This is a genomic window from Cyanobium sp. BA20m-p-22, from assembly GCF_024346275.1.
GTDB lineage: Bacteria > Cyanobacteriota > Cyanobacteriia > PCC-6307 > Cyanobiaceae > Cyanobium_A.
Window position 1 is genome coordinate 1 of the sequence record NZ_JAGQCQ010000039.1, and the last position, 16728, is coordinate 16728.

At 67.1% G+C, this 16728-nt stretch carries 16 protein-coding genes and 2 pseudogenes; 7 read left to right on the top strand and 11 right to left on the bottom strand.

The genetic code is table 11. The features are described from left to right. From KBZ15_RS05205 to KBZ15_RS05215, 3 genes are all read right to left on the bottom strand, one after another. On the bottom strand, positions 1-407 hold a 407-nt coding region (locus tag KBZ15_RS05205), incomplete at its 3' end, for a 2Fe-2S iron-sulfur cluster-binding protein (protein ID WP_255013928.1). Further along, positions 404-2332 (bottom strand): fumarate reductase/succinate dehydrogenase flavoprotein subunit, encoded by a 1929-nt coding sequence (locus tag KBZ15_RS05210; RefSeq protein ID WP_255013930.1) that lies wholly within the window; start codon positions 2330-2332, stop codon positions 404-406. The genes KBZ15_RS05205 and KBZ15_RS05210, both read right to left, overlap by 4 nt. Next, the gene (locus KBZ15_RS05215; RefSeq protein ID WP_255013931.1) at positions 2329-2910 is read right to left on the bottom strand and encodes a succinate dehydrogenase cytochrome b subunit; all 582 of its coding nucleotides are present in this window, start codon (positions 2908-2910) and stop codon (positions 2329-2331) included. Before KBZ15_RS05215 ends, KBZ15_RS05210 begins: the two co-directional genes overlap by 4 nt. 189 nt (positions 2911-3099) lie before the next feature. On the opposite strand from KBZ15_RS05215, the pseudogene KBZ15_RS05220 reads away from it, so the two are divergent. After that, positions 3100-3408, top strand: a pseudogene (locus tag KBZ15_RS05220) (LexA family protein); the annotation flags it as partial. Beyond that, positions 3398-4681 carry a Y-family DNA polymerase gene (locus KBZ15_RS05225; protein ID WP_255013932.1) on the top strand — a complete coding sequence of 428 codons (1284 nt, stop codon included), beginning with the start codon at positions 3398-3400 and terminating at the stop codon, positions 4679-4681. The pseudogene KBZ15_RS05220 and the gene KBZ15_RS05225, both read left to right, overlap by 11 nt. A gap of 42 nt (positions 4682-4723) precedes the next feature. Here KBZ15_RS05225 and KBZ15_RS05230 read toward each other — a convergent pair whose 3' ends face one another. Further along, complete coding sequence (locus KBZ15_RS05230; RefSeq protein WP_255013934.1) at positions 4724-4975, bottom strand: hypothetical protein; 252 nt, start codon at positions 4973-4975, stop codon at positions 4724-4726. 98 nt (positions 4976-5073) lie between these two features. Here KBZ15_RS05230 and KBZ15_RS05235 point away from each other — a divergent pair, with 98 nt between their 5' ends. Further along, a complete protein-coding gene (locus tag KBZ15_RS05235; protein WP_255013935.1) occupies positions 5074-5706 on the top strand; it encodes an isoprenylcysteine carboxylmethyltransferase family protein in 633 nt (210 codons plus the stop codon). A 2-nt stretch (positions 5707-5708) separates the two neighbouring features. Here the strand turns inward: KBZ15_RS05235 and KBZ15_RS05240 are convergent, their stop codons facing one another. Together KBZ15_RS05240 and dnaG are read right to left on the bottom strand one after the other, a co-directional pair. Next, a complete protein-coding gene (locus KBZ15_RS05240; RefSeq protein ID WP_255013936.1) occupies positions 5709-6062 on the bottom strand; it encodes a hypothetical protein in 354 nt (117 codons plus the stop codon). Positions 6063-6116: 54 nt separating this feature from the next. Beyond that, positions 6117-8195, bottom strand: a complete 2079-nt coding sequence (gene dnaG / locus KBZ15_RS05245) for a DNA primase (RefSeq protein WP_255013938.1) — start codon at positions 8193-8195, stop codon at positions 6117-6119. Between the two features lie 17 nt (positions 8196-8212). Between dnaG and KBZ15_RS05250 the strand changes: the two genes are divergently transcribed. After that, a complete protein-coding gene (locus KBZ15_RS05250; protein WP_396123404.1) occupies positions 8213-9091 on the top strand; it encodes a DMT family transporter in 879 nt (292 codons plus the stop codon). Here KBZ15_RS05250 and KBZ15_RS05255 read toward each other — a convergent pair. Beyond that, a complete protein-coding gene (locus KBZ15_RS05255) occupies positions 9066-9527 on the bottom strand; it encodes a hypothetical protein (protein WP_255013939.1) in 462 nt (153 codons plus the stop codon). The two genes, KBZ15_RS05250 and KBZ15_RS05255, sit on opposite strands and share 26 nt — an antisense overlap. Before the next feature lie 24 nt (positions 9528-9551). Here KBZ15_RS05255 and ruvA point away from each other — a divergent pair, with 24 nt between their 5' ends. From ruvA to KBZ15_RS05270, 3 genes are all read left to right on the top strand, one after another. Continuing rightward, positions 9552-10199 (top strand): Holliday junction branch migration protein RuvA, encoded by a 648-nt coding sequence (ruvA, locus tag KBZ15_RS05260; RefSeq protein WP_255013940.1) that lies wholly within the window; start codon positions 9552-9554, stop codon positions 10197-10199. A gap of 99 nt (positions 10200-10298) precedes the next feature. Further along, complete coding sequence (gene rpsO, locus KBZ15_RS05265) at positions 10299-10568, top strand: 30S ribosomal protein S15 (protein WP_197148634.1); 270 nt, start codon at positions 10299-10301, stop codon at positions 10566-10568. Between the two features lie 16 nt (positions 10569-10584). After that, entirely contained in the window at positions 10585-10989 is a 405-nt protein-coding gene (locus tag KBZ15_RS05270; RefSeq protein WP_255013942.1) for a PAM68 family protein, read from the top strand. Here KBZ15_RS05270 and KBZ15_RS05275 read toward each other — a convergent pair. The 4 genes and pseudogenes from KBZ15_RS05275 to KBZ15_RS05290 all read right to left on the bottom strand — a co-directional run. Further along, positions 10969-14496, bottom strand: coding sequence for a DNA polymerase III subunit alpha (locus KBZ15_RS05275; RefSeq protein WP_255013943.1), 3528 nt, complete (start codon positions 14494-14496; stop codon positions 10969-10971). The genes KBZ15_RS05270 and KBZ15_RS05275 overlap by 21 nt on opposite strands. A gap of 67 nt (positions 14497-14563) precedes the next feature. After that, the gene (gene gatA / locus KBZ15_RS05280) at positions 14564-16042 is read right to left on the bottom strand and encodes an Asp-tRNA(Asn)/Glu-tRNA(Gln) amidotransferase subunit GatA (protein WP_255013944.1); all 1479 of its coding nucleotides are present in this window, start codon (positions 16040-16042) and stop codon (positions 14564-14566) included. Positions 16043-16072: 30 nt separating this feature from the next. Beyond that, the gene (locus KBZ15_RS05285) at positions 16073-16312 is read right to left on the bottom strand and encodes a DUF1816 domain-containing protein (protein ID WP_255013946.1); all 240 of its coding nucleotides are present in this window, start codon (positions 16310-16312) and stop codon (positions 16073-16075) included. An 87-nt stretch (positions 16313-16399) separates the two neighbouring features. Then, positions 16400-16728 (bottom strand): annotated as a pseudogene (locus KBZ15_RS05290) (23S rRNA (guanosine(2251)-2'-O)-methyltransferase RlmB); the annotation flags it as partial.

Genomic DNA, 16728 nt, shown 5'->3' on the forward strand with positions numbered 1-16728 from the left:
ACCGAGCAGAAGCCCCCCGCTTCGATCAGGCGATCAAGGGCACTGCGATCCACGACCAGATCCTGAATCGGCGGAAAGGCCTTCGCCTGCCAGGGCGCGAGCACCAGGGTGTCGCCATCGTTGAAGCGGCGCAGATATAGCTGGCACACCGTGGTGGCCGCCTGGGGACCGTGGGCCTGACCGTTGACCAGAAAGCCACAGCTGCCGCAGATCCCTTCGCGGCAGTCGTGCTCAAAGCCCACCGGCCTCTCGCCGGCGCTGATCAGCTGTTCATTGAGCAGATCAAGCGCCTCGAGCAGGGAGAGATCGGCTGAAACCTGCTCCAGCCTGTAGTTGGCGTAGGCACCAGGAGAGTCGGGGCTCCGTTGGCGCCAGATCCGCAGGGTCAGGGAGATCAGACCACTCATTGGTAGTTGCGGGTGCTCGGCTGGAGCAGGCTGAAGCTCAGGGGTTCCTGATGCCGGATCGGATCGGCGCCCGGCCGGTGTTCCCAAGCTGCGATGTGGGCGAAGTGTTGGTCGTCGCGGACGGCCTCTCCCCCGGAGCTCTGGTGCTCCTCGCGGAAATGGGCCCCGCAGGATTCCTCCCGGGCCAGGGCATCGCGCAGCATCAGCTGGGCCAGGCCGAAGAAATCACTCAGCCGCAGGGCCTTCTCCAGTTCCCCATTGGGCTCATCGGCGCCGCCTGGCACCCGCAGGTCGCTCTGGAACTGGGCTTCCAGCTCGGCCACCGCTGCCAGGCCGGCCCCCAGGCCCGCGGCACTGCGACTGATGCCGCAGTGCTCCAGCATCAGCTGGCCCAGGGCCCGATGGAAGCTGTCCACCGGCCTGGTGCCAGCCACCGCCAGCAGGGCCTCGATCCGGCCTTGGGCCCGCTGGCCCGCTTTCAGACAGGCCTCCCGCACAGCGGAATCATCTGGGCCAATCGCCGTGGCCCCCTGCTCGGCCAGCCAGGCTGTCACGGTGGCTGGAGCGATGAAGTATCCATCGGCCAGGCCCTGCATCAGGGCACTGGCACCGAGTCGGTTGGCCCCATGCTCGGAGAAGTTGGCCTCACCGAGCACAAATAGGCCCGGGATTGAACTCATCAGGTGGTAGTCCACCCACAGCCCCCCCATGGTGTAGTGCGGGGCGGGATAGATCCGCATCGGTGCGCCCATCGGATCTACTCCGGTGATCCGCTGATACATCTCAAACAAATTGCCATAGCGGGCTTCAATGATTTCGGAGCCCTGGTTGGCAATGGCGTCATGGAAATCGAGATAGACCGAGCGGCCGCCCGGCCCTACTCCATGGCCCCCATTGCAGAGCTCCCTAGCCCGTCTGGAGGCCACATCCCTAGGCACCATGTTGCCGTAGCTGGGGTATTGACGCTCGAGGAAATAATCGCGCTCGGCTTCCGGAATCTGATCCGGCGGGCGGCGGTCGCCAGCTTTGAGCGGTAACCAGACCCGGCCGTCGTTGCGCAGGCTCTCGCTCATCAAGGTGAGCTTGCTTTGGTAGGCATCACCGCTGGGAATGCAGGTGGGATGGATCTGGGTGAAACAGGGGTTGGCAAACAACGCCCCCTCCAGGTGGGCCCGCCAGATCGCACTCGCATTCGATTTGAGGGCGTTGGTGGAGAGGTAGTAGACGTTGGTGTAGCCCCCACTGGCCAGCACCACGGCATTGGCGGTGTAGGTCTCGAGCTCGCCGCTGAGCAGGTTGCGGCACACCACCCCGCGGGCCACCCCGGCTTGGGTCACCAGCTCCAACATCTCGCGCCGGGTGAGCAACTCCACCCGACCCGCCGCTACCTGGCGCATCAGGGCCTGGTAGGCGCCATAGAGCAGCTGCTGGCCGGTCTGGCCGCGGGCGTAAAAGGTGCGGCTCACCAGGGAGCCGCCGAAGTTGCGGTTGGCCAGGGTGCCGCCATATTCCCGGGCAAAGGGCACCCCCTGGGCGACGCACTGGTCGATGATCGCGCCACTGATTTCGGCCAGGCGGTAGCAACCGGCCTCCCGGGCCCGAAAGTCTCCCCCCTTGAGCGTGTCGGCAAACAGGCGCTCGACGCTGTCGCCGTCGTTGGCGTAGTTCTTGGCGGCATTGATACCCCCCTGGGCGGCCACCGAATGGGCCCGCCGCGGGCTGTCGTGGAAGGTGACCAGCTGCACCTGGTAGCCCTGCTCCGCCAGGCTGGCCGCCGCGGCCGATCCGGCCAGGCCGCTGCCTACCACCACGATCCGCAGCTGGCGCTTGCGCAGCGGGCTGATCAGGGGCAGCCCATCGCGGCTGCGGCGCCAGGCCGTGGCGAGCGGCCCGGTGGGCAGGCGTGGATCGGGCAGGCCGCTCATGCAAGCCACCCCACGGCCCGCCCGTTCAGCAGCAGCGCCACCAGCAGAAAACCACTGCCCAGCAGCAGCGCCACCGCCCGCCCAGCCGTGCGGATGGCCCGGCTATTGCCCGGATTCAGCAGGCCCAGGCTGCGATGGGCAGCCTCCGCTCCATGCAGCAGGTGCAGGCCCGCCGCCAGGCCTGCTGCCCCATAGAGCAGGGCCCACCAGGGCTGGGCGAGCACTTCGAGCAGTCGGGCCAGCTCCAGCCCAGCCAGGGGCCGGGGCCAGCGCAACTGGACCAGGTGCACCGCCAGGAACAGCAGCAGGATTGCGGCGCTGAGGGGCAGGCTGCGGGCCGCCCAGGCCCCCCAGCGATCGGCCCGCCGCGACACCAGCGCCGATCGATTGCCCGCCTGGCGATTGGCCACCAGCTTCCAGGCGGTCAGCCCCAGGTGGCCCAGCAGGGCCGCGCTGAGCAGCCCTTCTGCGGGGAGCAACCAGGGGCTTTGGTGCAGGGCGGTGGCGTAGGCCTCAAACGCCGGCGGCTGCAGCAGGGCCAGGCTTACGCCGGCCAGGTGTAGCAGGAGAAATAACACCAGCAGCGAGCCTGATCCGGCGATCCAAGCTGCAACGGCGGACGGGAGCACTGCGGATCAAGCCATCAGGCTGGGGCCAGCAAGTCAGTATCGCCCTTGGCGGCGGCCGGTCGCGAGAAACTGGTACGCATGAACTAGACTGATCGGGTTTGCGGCGCCCCCTTGGCCCCCGGCAGCCCCACTACCAGTCTCGCTACCCAGCTGATCCGCTGTCCCGCCAGCACGGTCTTACTGCGGGTGAGTGGCGAGTCGATGCAGGGGACCGGCATCAGCCACGGCGACCTGCTGATCGTGGATAGGGGCCTGGAGGCCCGGGCGGGCCAGGTGGTGGTGGCCTGGCTTGAGGGAGGCTTCACCCTCAAGCGGCTGGTGCGGCACCGGGGCCGGTGGCGCCTGGAGGCCGCCCATCCCGCCTATCCGCCCCTGGAGCTGGCCCCCTCTGGCCGCCCGCATATCTGGGGGGTGGCCCTGCATGTGATCCGCACCCATGGGGCGTGACGCCATCGTGCTGATCGACGGCAACAACTTCTACGCCTCCTGCGAAGCGTTGCTGGATCCGGCCGTGCTCGGCCGCCCCTTGGTGGTGCTCTCCAACAACGACGGCTGCGTCGTGTCGCGCAGCGCCGAAGCCCGGGCCCTGGGGATTCGCATGGGCCAGCCCTACTTCCAGGTGCGGCGGGAACTGGAACGCCAGGGCGTGGTGGTGCGCAGCTCCAATTACGCCCTCTATGCCGACCTGAGCCAGCGGCTGATGGCCGTGCTTGAGGAGTGGGTGGAGGCGCTGGAGATCTATTCAATCGATGAGGCTTTCGGCCGCCTGAAGCGGCCGGCGGGCAACGGTGACCTGGGCGACTGGGGCCGCCAGCTGCGCCGCGACGTGCAACGCCGGCTGGGGCTGCCGGTGGCGGTGGGCATCGCCCCCACCAAGGTGCTGGCCAAGCTGGCCAACAAAATCGCCAAAACCAGCCCAGCGGAAGGGGGCGTCTTCGACTTCAGCAGCAGCGCCGATCCAGATCGCCAGCTCGAAGCGATCGCCATCGAAGACGTGTGGGGCATCGGCCGCCAGCTCTCCCGCTGGTGCCGGCTGCGGGGCATCAGCCATGCCCGCGCCCTGCGCGACATGCCCAGCGGCGAACTGCGGCGCCGCTGCGGCGTGGTGGGTGTGCGCCTGCAGCAGGAGTTGCGCGGCCACGCCTGCCTGCCCCTGGAGCTGGTGCCGCCCGCCAAGCGGGAAACCTGCGTGAGCCGCAGCTTCAGCCAGCCGATCACCAGCCAGGCCCAGCTGAAGGAGGCGATCGCCACCTACCTGAGCCGGGCGGCGGAGAAGTTGCGACGCCAGCGGCAACGGGCTGGGGCCGTCACGGTGTTCGTGCGCAGCAGCCCCTTCAACGGCACCAGTCTCTACAGCAACGGCGTCACCGTGATCCTGCCGGTTGCCAGCAATGACACGGCCGTGCTGCTGCAGGCGGCCCTGCCCCTGGTGCAGCAGCTGTTCCGGCCCCATAAACCGCTGCAGAAGGCCGGCGTGCTGATGCAGGAGCTGCAGGATGAAGCGACCCTGCAACACCACCTGCTGGTGCCGTTGCCACCAGAGCAGCAGCGGCGGCGCGCGGCCCTGATGGCCACCATCGACCGCCTCAACCGCCACTACGGCAGCGGCACGATCCAGTGGGCCGCTGCCGGCCTGCACACCCCCTGGCAAATGCGGCGTTCCCAGCTGTCGGGGGCTGCCACCACGCGGCTGGAGGCCATCCCGGTGGTCCATGCCTGAGCGATCAGGCTCAGGCAATTACATAATCGACAAGATAATCAACTAAATAATCCGCAACAGCGCCGCCTCGATCATGGCGGCCGTCACCGGAATGGTTTCCAGTTCGTCGGCATTGTCGAGGTAGGCCTCAAAGGAGGCGTAACGCCGCACGCAGGGCTGGGCTTGGGCGTCAGCACAGGCAGCGGCCCAGCTGCCCTCCTCCGGCTGGACGGCGAGATAGGCGGTGAGAGCTTCATCGAGATCGCTGCCATCACCGATGGCTTCGCCGTGCCAGAACACTTCGAAAAACCCCATGGCCCCAGGCATTAGCAGTGCAGCCAGGCCAGCGTATCCGGGCTCTCAAGTAGGGGCTCTCAAGGGGGGAGTAGGAACGGGAGAGGCGTGGATGTGCCATGGGATCGGAAGCCCAACCCGCAGGTAAGACCTGGTGGGAGCAGCAGCGCACCGGACTGTCGCGATTGATAGCGGTGCTGGCCTTTCTGGTGGTGGCACTGACCGAGAGCCGCTGGGAGCTACATCAGGAGCCCGTTGCCATATTTCTCTTCAGCATCGGCCTGGCCCTGGCTGCCGTTGGAGCCGCAGGCAGGATCTGGTGCTCGTTCTTCATCTCGGGCCGCAAGGACGGTCAGCTGGTGAGCGAAGGCCCCTACTCGATCAGCCGCAATCCCCTCTACGTGTTCAGCTGCATCGGCCTGCTGGGGGTGGGACTCACCACCGAAACGCTCACCTACCCGCTGCTGTTTCTGGCGATTTTCGGGCTCTATTACCCGGGGATCATGGGCAGGGAAGAGCGCCGGCTCGAGGAGCTGTTTGGCGAGGCCTACCGGCAATACCGGCAAAGGGTGCCGCGGTTCTGGCCGCGGCTGGAGCTCTACAGCGAGCCGGCCAGCTGGAGCAGCAATCCACGCCTATTTAGGAGGCATATTCTAAGCGACATCTGGTTTATCTGGATTGCAGCGATCATTGAGCTGATCGAGGGTTTTCGCAGTGCGGGCATGCTGCCCCACCTGCTGGAGCTCTGGTGAACTCACCACCAGCCACCCCAAAAAGGCCCGCCAAAACCATCACCAAAGCCGTCATCAAAGCCCGGTTCCACGTTCCAGGTGGGCTCGGGGCCACCGGCCTTGGGGGGCTTGGGTGGCCCGGCCAGGGTTTCCTCGCTGATGCCTGGAATCGGCACTGAGGCGCAGGGACACTGACACAGGCCATCGGGACCGATCAGCCCCAGGCTCGGCTGGGCGCAGCTGCAGGGGCAGCTCTGGGCCTGGGACTGGCTCTGGGCGAAGGCCGGTTGGGAGAGCGGCAACAGGCAACCCACCAGGCCCAGCAAGCTGCCCCAGGAAAGGCTGTACCAAGAAAAAGTGACGAGGCGGGACGGCAACGGAGGCACGGACATCAGGACAAAGCTGGGGGGAAGGGGATGGAGAGCGCCGGATTAGGCCGCCGGCTGGGCCAGCACCTCCCCGTAGGCGGCCCGGCGCTGGAAATCAAGGTGCTCCAGGTGTTTGCGCTCGTTGTAATAGAGCGCCTGGAAGCGCAGGGCATCGCCATTGAGCTCGGCGAAGAGGGCCTCGATCCGCACTTCCATATCGCTCAAAGGCGCCAGGCCTGAGGCGGTCGCCCGCGCCTCCTGCCGTTCCTCCTCCAGCAACCGGGAGATGCAGCGCTCGAGAGTTTCGAGCCGCTGGCTGCTCCAGGCATCGAGCAGATGGCGGCAACGCTTGAGGCTCTTCTGCCGTTCCAGGGCAGCAGCGGCGCCACGCAGTTGCAGCAGGGGCTGGCTGAGGGCCATGCGCTGCAGCTCATTGGGCTCCAGCAGCGGGGTCAGCCGACCCAGCAGGGCGCTCTGCTCCACCACCAGCTGGTCGGCGAGCAGCCGGGGCAGGTCCAGATCCCCCAGATCGAGGCCGGGATCCTTGCCGCGGTTGACCGCTTCGAGCCGGCCGGCGCCGAGGTTGTCTTCCTCCAGGGAGCTGATGGCTGCCCAGAGCAGGCGGTGGGGTTGGAGGGCGAAGTCGTCGAGTTCGCGCTGGCGCAGTTCCACCCGGATGGCGGCGCGGTGGGCGGGGCAATGCAGGTAAAGCCGCAATAGCTCGGCCTCTGCCCGCTCCCGCAGGCCCGCCTCGCCGGGCTGTTCCCACTTCTGGGAGCGGCCGTGCCAGCGCTGGCCCTTCACCTGCTGGCGCAGGTCGTCCTCCAGCTGCAGCGCCAGGCGGGCCTGGCCGCCACTGAGCCGCTCGGCTACCCGCTGCAGGTAGTGGCTGCGCACGGCGCTCTGGGGCAACTTGCCCAGCAGGGCCACCAGGGCCGACACCGCCTGCTGGAACTGGTCAGGGCGAGCCAGGTCGCGGCCCTCCAGCACCTGCTCGATCTGCCAGTCGAGCCAGAGGGGAGCCTGATCCAGCAGGGCTCGGTAGTCGCCGGCCCCCTGGGTCTTGAGGAATTCGTCGGGGTCCTTGCCGGCCGGCAGGTGCAGCACCCGCAGCTCAAGCTGGCCCTGCAGGGCCAGCTGCTCCACCTCGCCGATGGCCCGCTGGGCAGCCCGCACGCCGGCGCCGTCGCTGTCGAAATTGAGGATCAGGCGGCGGCTCTCGCAGCAGCGGCAGAGCTGGGTGATCTGCTGGCTACTCAGGGCCGTGCCCAGGGCTGCCACCGCATTGGTGATTCCGGCGGCATGGAGGGCAATCACATCGAAGTAGCCCTCCACCACCACGGCCCGGTCGTCCTTGCGGATGGCGGCGCTGGCCCGCTCGAGGCCGAAGAGGTGCTTGCCCTTCTCGAATAGCTCCGTTTCGGGTGAGTTGAGGTATTTGGGCTCGCCGCCATCGAGGCTGCGGCCACCGAAGCCGATCACCCGCCCCTGGCGGTCCTTGATCGGCACCATCACCCGATGGCGGAAGCGGTCGTAGAAACCATCCCCCCCCTTGCGGGGCACCACCAGCCCGGCGGCTTCCAGTAGCTCCGGGCCCAGCCCCTCCACCTGCTGCAGGTGGGCCAGCAGGCCATCCCACTGCTCGGGGGCGTAGCCAAGCTCGAAGGCCTCCAGGGTGGCCTCACTGAGGCCCCGGCCATCGCGCAGATAGGCCAGGGCAGCGGCGCCAGCCGGGCTGCGCAGCTGGCTGCGGAACCAGCCGGCCGCCAGGGTGAGCACCTTGTGGAGCTGCTCGCGGCGGGAAAGCTGCTTGCGCAGGCGCTCCTGCTGGGGCCCATCGAGGGTTTCGATCGGCAGCTGGTACTTGCGCGCCAGCTCCAGCACCACATCGCTGAAACTCTGGCGCTGGTGTTCCATCAGGAACTTGATCGCATTGCCACCGGCCCCGCAGGAGAAGCAGTAGTAGAACTGCTTGGCGGGGGACACCGTCATCGACGGCGATTTGTCGTCGTGAAAGGGACAGATGCCGACGTATTCCCTGCCCTTCTTCTTGAGCACCACGTGCTCGCCGACCACATCGACGATGTCGGCCCGTTCCTTGACGGCCTCAATCGTGCGGGGGTGGAGACGGGGAAGGCTCAAGGAGCAAAGGGGGAGCGGTGGGATCTGATCCAGGGCCCGATTCTGACCGGGGCCGGCAAGCCGTGCTGGGGATGGTGGCCAGCGCCCTGAGTTTCTCCCTGATGGGCGTGTGCGTGAAGCAGGTGGGGGGCCGGATCCCCGCGGCGGAGGTGGTGCTGGCCCGCAGCCTGATCAGCCTGGGGCTGAGCTGGTTGCTGCTGCGGCGGGCCGGGGTGTACCCCTGGGGGCGACGGCGGGGCCTGCTGATCTGGCGCGGGGCGATCGGCACCGCTGCCCTGCTCTGCGTCTACGCGGCCCTGGCTGCCCTGCCGTTGGCCTCGGCCACGGTGCTGCAATACCTCTACCCCCCCTTCACGGCGCTGCTGGCCTGGCTGGTGCTGGGTGAGCGGATCGGCAAGCGGGTGTTGGCCGCCATGGCGCTGGGCTGGCTGGGGGTGCTGCTGGTGGCCCAGCCCGGCGGCAGCCTGGCCCTGGCCTGGCAGCCGGTGCTGGTGGCCGTGGCCGGCGCCCTGTTCACGGCCCTGGCCTACGTGAGCGTGCGTTCCCTGGGCCAGAGCGAGCACCCGCTGGTGATCGTCTTTTATTTCCCCCTAGTGGCCCTGCCCCTGAGCCTGCCGCTGGTGGCCCTCAATCCCGTGCTGCCCACCGCCACCGAGCTGCTGTGGCTGGTGGGGGTGGGGCTGTTCACCCAGCTGGGCCAGGTGTATCTGACCCGCAGCCTGATGGCCCTGCCGGCGGCGCGGGCCACGGCGATCAGCTATGTGCAGGTGGGCTTCGCCGCGGGCTGGGGCTGGTTGCTGTTTGGTGAGCAGATCGATGCCGCCACGATCAGCGGAGCCCTGCTGGTGCTGGCTGCCACCGTGGTCAGCCTCAGCCAGCCGGCAGGGGATCGGTGATCCACAGCTGCACCCCGTTCTCGCCGGCCGCTCCGCTGGGCCGGGCCAGCCGCCAGCTCTGGCCTTTTTCACCCCGCTGCAGGTAGAGCTCAAAGGGGCTGTCAATCCGAATTGGATCCCCAGCTAAGCGCCAATCAAACTGCCCCACGATGCGCAGGCCCTTGGCCTCACCGATGGGCAGCGACTCCTGCTCGGCCACCCTTACCCGACTCACCTCCGGAGCCCCGCCGGCCTCCAGGGCCAGGGCCTCGGCGATGGCCCCCTGGGTCAGCTGGATCTGGAGCTCAAGGGCCCCGAGCAAGGCGGAGCGCGGCGGCTGGCCGACCCCACTGCAGCCCGTCAGCGATAGGGGCAGCAGCAGCAGCAGGGGGAGCAGCCAGCCCCACCACCTGCGCAACGGCGGGCCGGACTGGGCAGAACTGGGCAGGGCGGGCACGATGGGGAACCTTCTGGTGATCCCATGATCGGCTGGCTGCAAGGGCAACTCACCCATCCCTGGCAGCAGGAGAAGCGCTTCGGCCTGATGCTGGTGTGTCAAGGCGTGGGCTACGACGTGCAGGTGAGCCAGCGGCAGTGGCAGCAACTGCCGGAGGCGGGCAGTGCCATGGCCCTGCACATCCACCACGCCATCCGCGATGACGCCTGGATGCTCTACGGCTTTGCCGAGCGGCCTGAACGGGATCTGTTTCGCGAACTGGTGGCCGTCAGTGGCATCGGCCCCCAGATGGCGTTGGGCCTGCTGGGCGCCATGGATACGGCCGAATTGGTGCAGGCGATCGTGCACACCGACCTGCGCCGCCTCTGCCAGGCGCCTGGGGTGGGCAAGCGCACGGCCGAACGGCTGGCAGTGGAACTGCGCACCCGGCTGCAGCAACGATTCCTGGGCCAATTGGAAGCAAGCAGCGACCCCGACTCCCTGGCAGAAGGGGTCATGCTTCCAGCCGCAGGGCGGGATGAGGTGCAGCTCACCCTGGCGGCCCTTGGCTATGAGGCCCTGGAGATCCACCGGGCCCTGCGGGCCGTGGCTGCCGGCGGGCTGGCGGAAGGGGCAGGGGCCGAAGACTGGATCCGCGAGAGCCTGCGCTGGCTCTCACGCCAGGTGGCCTGAAGCGCCCAGGCCCCCTACCCCCAGATCCAAGACCCCCAGACGGTATGGTGGGACCTTGCATACCAGCTCTGGCCCAGCCTGCGCTCCACTCCCCAGCCCATGCCGCTCACTACCACCAAAAAGCAGGAACTGATCAACGGTCACCAGACCCACGGCACCGATACGGGGTCGGTGGAAGTGCAGGTGGCCATGCTCAGTGAGCGGATCACCCAGCTGACCGGACACCTGCAGAAAAACAAGCACGACTTCTCCTCCCGCCAGGGGCTGCTGAAGATGATCGGCCGGCGCAAGCGCCTGCTCAGCTATCTCAAGGGGCTCAGCCAGGAGCGCTACAGCCAGCTGATCGCCAAGCTGGGCATCCGCGGCTGATAGGGGCTTACTCAAAATGGCCAGCAAGGACACGCAGGGGGTTCCGGATGTGGTCGCCAACCGCATGGCCCGGCGCATCGCCATCGGCACAGGCATCCCCACCCTGATGGGCATGGGGGTCTTTGTGGGCAGCTATCTGCTGGTCAGCCGGCAGATTCTCGACATCTCCCCCAGCACCACCCTGGCGGCCTCGGGGGCCTGCTTCTTTCTGGGGCTGTTGGGCCTGAGTTTCGGGGTGCTCTCGGCCAGTTGGGAGGAGCAGCCGGGCAGCCTGCTGGGCACCGAGCAGATCGGCCTGAACATCAGCCGTCTGCGCAGCTCAATGAAAAGCACGCCTACAGCCAGCACTCCTAAACCCACTAGCCCTAAACCAAGCCCCCCTAAATCAAGTCCCCCTAAATCAACAAGCAAGAAGCGGTGAGCTGATCGTCGCCTGGAAGTCGGCGGCGGTCAGGGTGAGTAGGGCAGCCTGCACATCATCCACGCAGAACTGGGGACCCAGCCGCACAAAGCGGGTCTGGTCCTCCTGGCGCACCAGGGCCACCACCGGCACCCGCAGGCCCGCCTCATCCTGGGGGGGGCGGTGGCGGTGCAGGCACTCCCGCAGCCGGTGCTGGATGGCGATATCACTGGCCTGCTCAGCCGGCAGGTCCACCATCAACAGCTGGAGATCGTCGATGCAGCGGCAATCGTCCACGATCAGCTGCACCCGATCATCGCGGCGATCGACCGTGGCCCACACCAGCAAGCGGGCATCCACCATCAAATGGTCGGCCAAGCGGGCGTAACTCTTGGGAAACACCACGGCTTCGCAGCTGCCGGTGAGATCCTCCAGCTGCAGCACCGCCATCCGATCACCCTTGCGGGTTGTCACCTGGCGGATTTCGGGCACCATCACCACGGCGCTCACCTTGGCCTTGTCGGCCAGCTCTTCGAGGTTGGCTAGGGCAATGGGGGAGAGCAGCTTCACTGGTCGGCCCAGCTGCTTGAGGGGGTGATCTGAGAGGTAGAAACCCACCAGCTCCTTCTCCAGCCTCAGTTTCTCGGTGGGTGGATAGTCGGCCACCGGGGCCGCCTTGGGGGCCACCTCAGCCCCGCTAGCAGAACTAGCTCCAGCTCCGGCCCCAGACCCGGCCAGCAGATCAAACAGGTTGCCCTGGCCGCTGGCCCGGTCCTTGGCCCGGGAGCTGGCCCAGTCGATCAGCAGATCCAGATCGGCCATCAGCTGGGCACGGTTGGCCCCGGGCTCGAGGGCATCGAGGCTGCCGGAGTGGATCAATGCTTCGAGGGCCCGGCGGTTGAGCTGTTGGCCCGGGATGCGATCGCAGAGCTCGGCCAGGTTGGCGAAGGCCCCCTCACTGCTGCGGGCCTCAAGCAGCTGACGAATTGCCCCATCGCCCAGATTCCGCACCGCCGAGAGCCCAAACAGAATGCGCTTACCGACGGGCGTGAAGTCGATGCCCGAGGCATTCACATCGGGGGGCATCACCTCGATGCCCATGGCGCTGCAGTTGGCGATGTAGCGCTGCACCTTGGCGCTATCGCCGGAATTCACCGTGAGCAGGGCGGCCATATAGGCCACCGGATAGTGGGCCTTGAGGTAAGCGGTCTGATAGGTCACCGCGCCGTAGGCGGTGGAATGGCTCTTGTTGAAGCAATACTCGGCAAACAGCACCATCTGCTCGAACAGGGCTTCGGCGATCCTGGGCTCCACGCCTCGCTCGGTGGCGCCCTGGACAAACAGGCCCTGGTGCTTCTCCATCTCGCTCTTCTTCTTTTTGCCCATGGCCCGCCGCAGCAGGTCGGCCTCGCCGAGGGAATAGCCGGCCAGGTCTTGGGCGATCTTCATGATCTGCTCCTGATACACCATGATCCCGTAGGTCTCATTGAGGATCGGCCGCAGCTTTTCGTGGGCGAATTCAATCGCTTCGCGGCCATGCTTGCGGTTGATGAACTTGGGGATCAGGCCGGCGTCCAGCGGCCCGGGCCGGTATAGGGCCAGAATCGAGGAGATGTCCTCCAGGGAGGAGGGCTTGAGGTCGCGCACGATCTGGCGCATGCCGCTCGATTCGAGCTGGAAGATGCCCTCCAGATCACCGCGGCCGAGCAGGGCATAGGTGCCCGGATCATCCAGGGGCAGGGCATCGGGATCCACCAGCACGCCGGTGCTCTGCTGCACCAGATCGACCGTCTTGTCGATCATGGTGAGGTTTTTTAGGCCCAGGAAGTCCATCTTCAGCAAGCCCATCGACTCCACGTCTTCCATGAAGTATTGGGTGATCACCTGGCCGTCGTTATTTCGCTGCAGCGGCACCAACTCGTCGAGCGGCTCGGCGGCGATCACCACCCCGGCGGCGTGCACACCGAAGGTCTTGTTGGTGCCCTCGATGCGCATGGCCATGTCCACCCAGCGCTGCACGACCGGGTCTTTCTGATACTTCTCACGAAACTCAGGCGCCGGCGACTCGGCGCCGATCATCTCCTTGAGCTTGGCGGGCTTGCCGCGCACCACCGGGATCAATTTGGCCAGCCGGTCGGCGTCGCCATAGGGAATATCCAGCACCCGGGCCACGTCCTTGAGCACCGCCTTGGAGGTCATGCGGTTGAAGGTGATGATCTGGGCCACCTTGTCTTCGCCGTAGCGCTTGGTGACGTAATCGATCACCTCGCCGCGGCGCTCGATGCAGAAGTCGGTGTCAATATCCGGCATCGACTTGCGCTCGGGGTTGAGGAAGCGCTCAAACAGCAGCCCATGGATAACCGGATCGATGTTGGTGATCCCCAGGGCGTAGGCCACCAGGGAGCCGGCGGCTGAGCCGCGGCCGGGTCCCACCGGAATGCCGCTGTCGCGGGCGAAGCGGATGTAATCCCACACCACCAGGAAGTAGGTGGGAAAACCCATCTGCTCCATCACCTGCAGCTCGAAGGCCAGCCGCTCGCCATAGATCGGCTCAAACGGCCGATCGACTTCGAGCTGGAGCCGCTCCCTGAGGCCTTGCTCGGCCACCTCGGTGAGATAGCTCACCGAGGTGTGACCCTCGGGGATGGGGAAGCGGGGCATCTGGTAGCGGCCCAGGATGTCGTAGGCCTCCACCTTCTCGGCCACCCGGGCGGTGTTGGCTACGGCCCGCTCGATCACTTCCTCGGGCAGGTGGTCGGCGAAGAGTGCCAGCATCTCCGCTTCGCCCTTGATGTATTCGGTGCCGGTGTAGCGCAGCCGTTTCTCGTCGCTGATCAGCTTGCCGGTGAGCACACACAGGAGGGCATCGTGGGCCTCCACATCGTTGGCACTGAGGTAGTGGGCGTCGTTGGTGGCGACCAGCTCGATGCCCAGCTCGGCGCCGATGCGGGCGATGCCGGTGTTGACGATGCGATCTTCAATGCCGCCGTGGTCTTGAATCTCCAGGTAGAAGTCGCCGGCGAAGACACCCTGATACCAGCTGGCCACCTCCCGGGCCACCTCGGGGCGCCCCTGCAGGATCGCCTGGGGGATCTCACCGCCCAGGCAGGCGGTGGCCACGATCAGCCCCTCGCTGTGGGCCGCCAGGGTGGCCTTGTCGATGCAGGCGCGGGAAAAGATGCCGCGGCCGCGCATGCCGCGCAGGTGGCTGATGCTGGTGAGCTTGACCAGGTTGCGATAGCCGACGGCATTTTTGGCCAGCACCACCAGGTGGTAGCGCTTCTCCTTTTTCTGCTGGGGGTCATCAATGGAGCCATTGATGACATACATCTCATTGCCGATGATCGGCTTGATGCCCGCCTTGGTGCAGAGCTTCAGCAGCTCGATGGCGCCATACATGACGCCGTGGTCGGTAAGCGCCAGGGCCGGCATGCCCAGCTCCAGGGCCCGCTCCACCATCGCCGGCAGCTGGCTGGCCCCATCCAGGAGGCTGTAGTCGCTGTGGTTGTGGAGCGGTACGAAGGCCAAGGGCAGGGACGGCCGGTGGCCCGAGAACGGAGCTCAGGTTAGGCGACAACGCAAGATCCAGTGTGGCTCACCGCCCCATTGGGGCACAGGCCACCAGATCTGGAGTCGGGTGGTTCTGCAGCACCCGAGCCGCCTGCTCGTATTGGTGGGCCACCTGCAGCAGGCGCGGCTCCTCGAGCACGCCGGTGATCAATTGCAGACCGATCGGCAGACCCTGGGCGTCGAAGCCACAGGGCACGGAGATGGCCGGCAGACCCGCCATGTTGGCGGGGATGGTCAAAAGGTCGGCCAGATACATGGCCAGCGGGTCATTGCTGTGGGCGCCGAAGCCGAAGGCGGTGGTGGGCGAGGTGGGGGTGAGCAGCACGTCAACGGTCTCGAAAGCCCGGTCGAAGTCGCGGCGGATCAGGGTGCGCACCTGCTGAGCCTTCCTGTAATAGGCATCCACATAGCCGGCCGAGAGGGCATAGGTGCCGATCAAGATGCGGCGCTGCACCTCGTCGCCGAAGCCCTCGGCCCTGCTGCGGGCTGTCATCTCCGCCAGGCTGGTGGCATCCGGGGCCCGGTAGCCGTATTTGACACCGTCGTAGCGGGCCAGGTTGGCCGATGCCTCCGACGGGGCGATCACGTAGTAGGTGGCGATGCCGTCGTTGAAGCGGGGGCAGCTCACCTCCACCAGCTCACAGCCCAGGGCTTCGAGCTGGGCGGCGGCGGCCAGCACCGAGGCCTTCACGGCGGGGTCGAGACCCTCCGCCGCAAAGCACTCGCGCACGATGCCCACCCGCAACCCCTTGATGGGTTGGTCCAGGGCGGCGACGTAGTCGGGCACCGCGGCTTTGAGGCAGGTGGCATCGCGGGGATCGGCGCCGGCGATTACCTGCAGCAGCTCGGCCGCATCGGCCACGCTGGTGCTGAAGGGGCCCACCTGGTCGAGGGAGCTGGCGAAGGCCACCAGCCCGTAGCGGCTCACCCGCCCGTAGGTGGGCTTGAGGCCCACCACACCGCAGAAAGAGGCGGGCTGGCGAATCGAGCCGCCGGTGTCTGACCCCAGGGCCGCCAGGCATTCACCGGCGGCCACGGCCGCCGCACTGCCACCGGAACTGCCACCGGGCACCCGCTCGGGGTTCCAGGGGTTGCGGCTCGGCCCGAAGGCGGAGGTTTCGGTCGAGCTGCCCATGGCGAACTCGTCGAGATTGGTTTTGCCCAGCAGCACCGCGCCGGCCTGCCAGAGCCGCTCGGTGACGGTGCTCTCGTAGGGGGGCACGAAGTGCTCCAGCATCCGGCTGGAGCAGGTGGTGGGGATTCCCTGGGTGCAGAGGTTGTCCTTGATCCCCAGGGGGATGCCGGCCAGGGGAGGCAGGGCTTCGCCTGCGGCCCGCCGGTCATCGATGCGATCGGCGTCGGCCCTGGCCCGCTCGGCCGTGACCTCGAGAAAGGCGTGGATGGTGCCATCTACCGCGGCGATGCGGGCCAGGTGGTGATCCGTGAGCTCCCGGGCCGAGACCTCGCCCTTGCTCAGTTGCTCACGCCATGCGGCGATCCCCATCCACCTGGTTGCCAGTTGAACTGGACGCTATCAGCCGATCTCCGTCAGGGGCTCGCCCCTGCGGGTGCGCAGCAACCTGTGCTCGAGGGAGGCGGGCGCTTCGGCCTGCAGATCCGAGAGGAATTCGGGCAGGCGGGCTTCGAGGGTGTGCCGGCGCACGAAGGGGCCAAACCAGTAAATCGCTTCGGGGCCATGGGTTTCGACCCGTGCCCACCAAGCCAGGCCCAGACCATTAGCGCAGCTGCGCAGGGGCCACAGCAGGGGATTCATGGGGCAGGGGCGAGAATGGTTCCATTCTGCCCGGCGCCGGGTCCCCCCAACCCGGCCTTAATCACAACTAGAGATCACAATCAGAGATCACAACCGGATATCACCGCTGAATCCAGCTGGCGGGGCCGGCGTCAGCCCCAGCTCCACCACAGGAGCCTCTGCGGCAGGAGCCTCGGGCTCGGGCTGGAGCTCAGGCGGGGCCTCGGGCTCGGGCTGGAGCTCAGCCTCGGGCAGAAGCTCGGGCTGAAGCTCAGGCTCAGGAACTGCTGCGGCGACGGGCAGCTGGGGGCGTACCAGGCGCGGGGCGGGCTGGCTGCCCCGCAAGCCCTTCATCCAGCCACGCCGGGCAACCTCGTAGAGCAGCAGGGCCGTGGCCCCCGAGGCATTGAGGCTGGGGGTCACCCCCCGCAGGGGAA

Excerpts from the sequence above, each read along its gene's own strand:
- KBZ15_RS05210 (WP_255013930.1), bottom strand. The coding sequence starts at position 2,332 with ATGAGCGGCCTGCCCGATCCACGCCTGCCCACCGGGCCGCTCGCCACG.
- KBZ15_RS05225 (WP_255013932.1), top strand. The coding sequence starts at position 3,398 with ATGGGGCGTGACGCCATCGTGCTGATCGACGGCAACAACTTCTACGCC.
- KBZ15_RS05230 (WP_255013934.1), bottom strand. The coding sequence starts at position 4,975 with ATGGGGTTTTTCGAAGTGTTCTGGCACGGCGAAGCCATCGGTGATGGC.
- KBZ15_RS05235 (WP_255013935.1), top strand. The coding sequence starts at position 5,074 with ATGGGATCGGAAGCCCAACCCGCAGGTAAGACCTGGTGGGAGCAGCAG.
- ruvA (WP_255013940.1), top strand. The coding sequence starts at position 9,552 with ATGATCGGCTGGCTGCAAGGGCAACTCACCCATCCCTGGCAGCAGGAG.
- rpsO (WP_197148634.1), top strand. The coding sequence starts at position 10,299 with ATGCCGCTCACTACCACCAAAAAGCAGGAACTGATCAACGGTCACCAG.
- KBZ15_RS05270 (WP_255013942.1), top strand. The coding sequence starts at position 10,585 with ATGGCCAGCAAGGACACGCAGGGGGTTCCGGATGTGGTCGCCAACCGC.
- gatA (WP_255013944.1), bottom strand. The coding sequence starts at position 16,042 with ATGGGGATCGCCGCATGGCGTGAGCAACTGAGCAAGGGCGAGGTCTCG.
- KBZ15_RS05285 (WP_255013946.1), bottom strand. The coding sequence starts at position 16,312 with ATGAATCCCCTGCTGTGGCCCCTGCGCAGCTGCGCTAATGGTCTGGGC.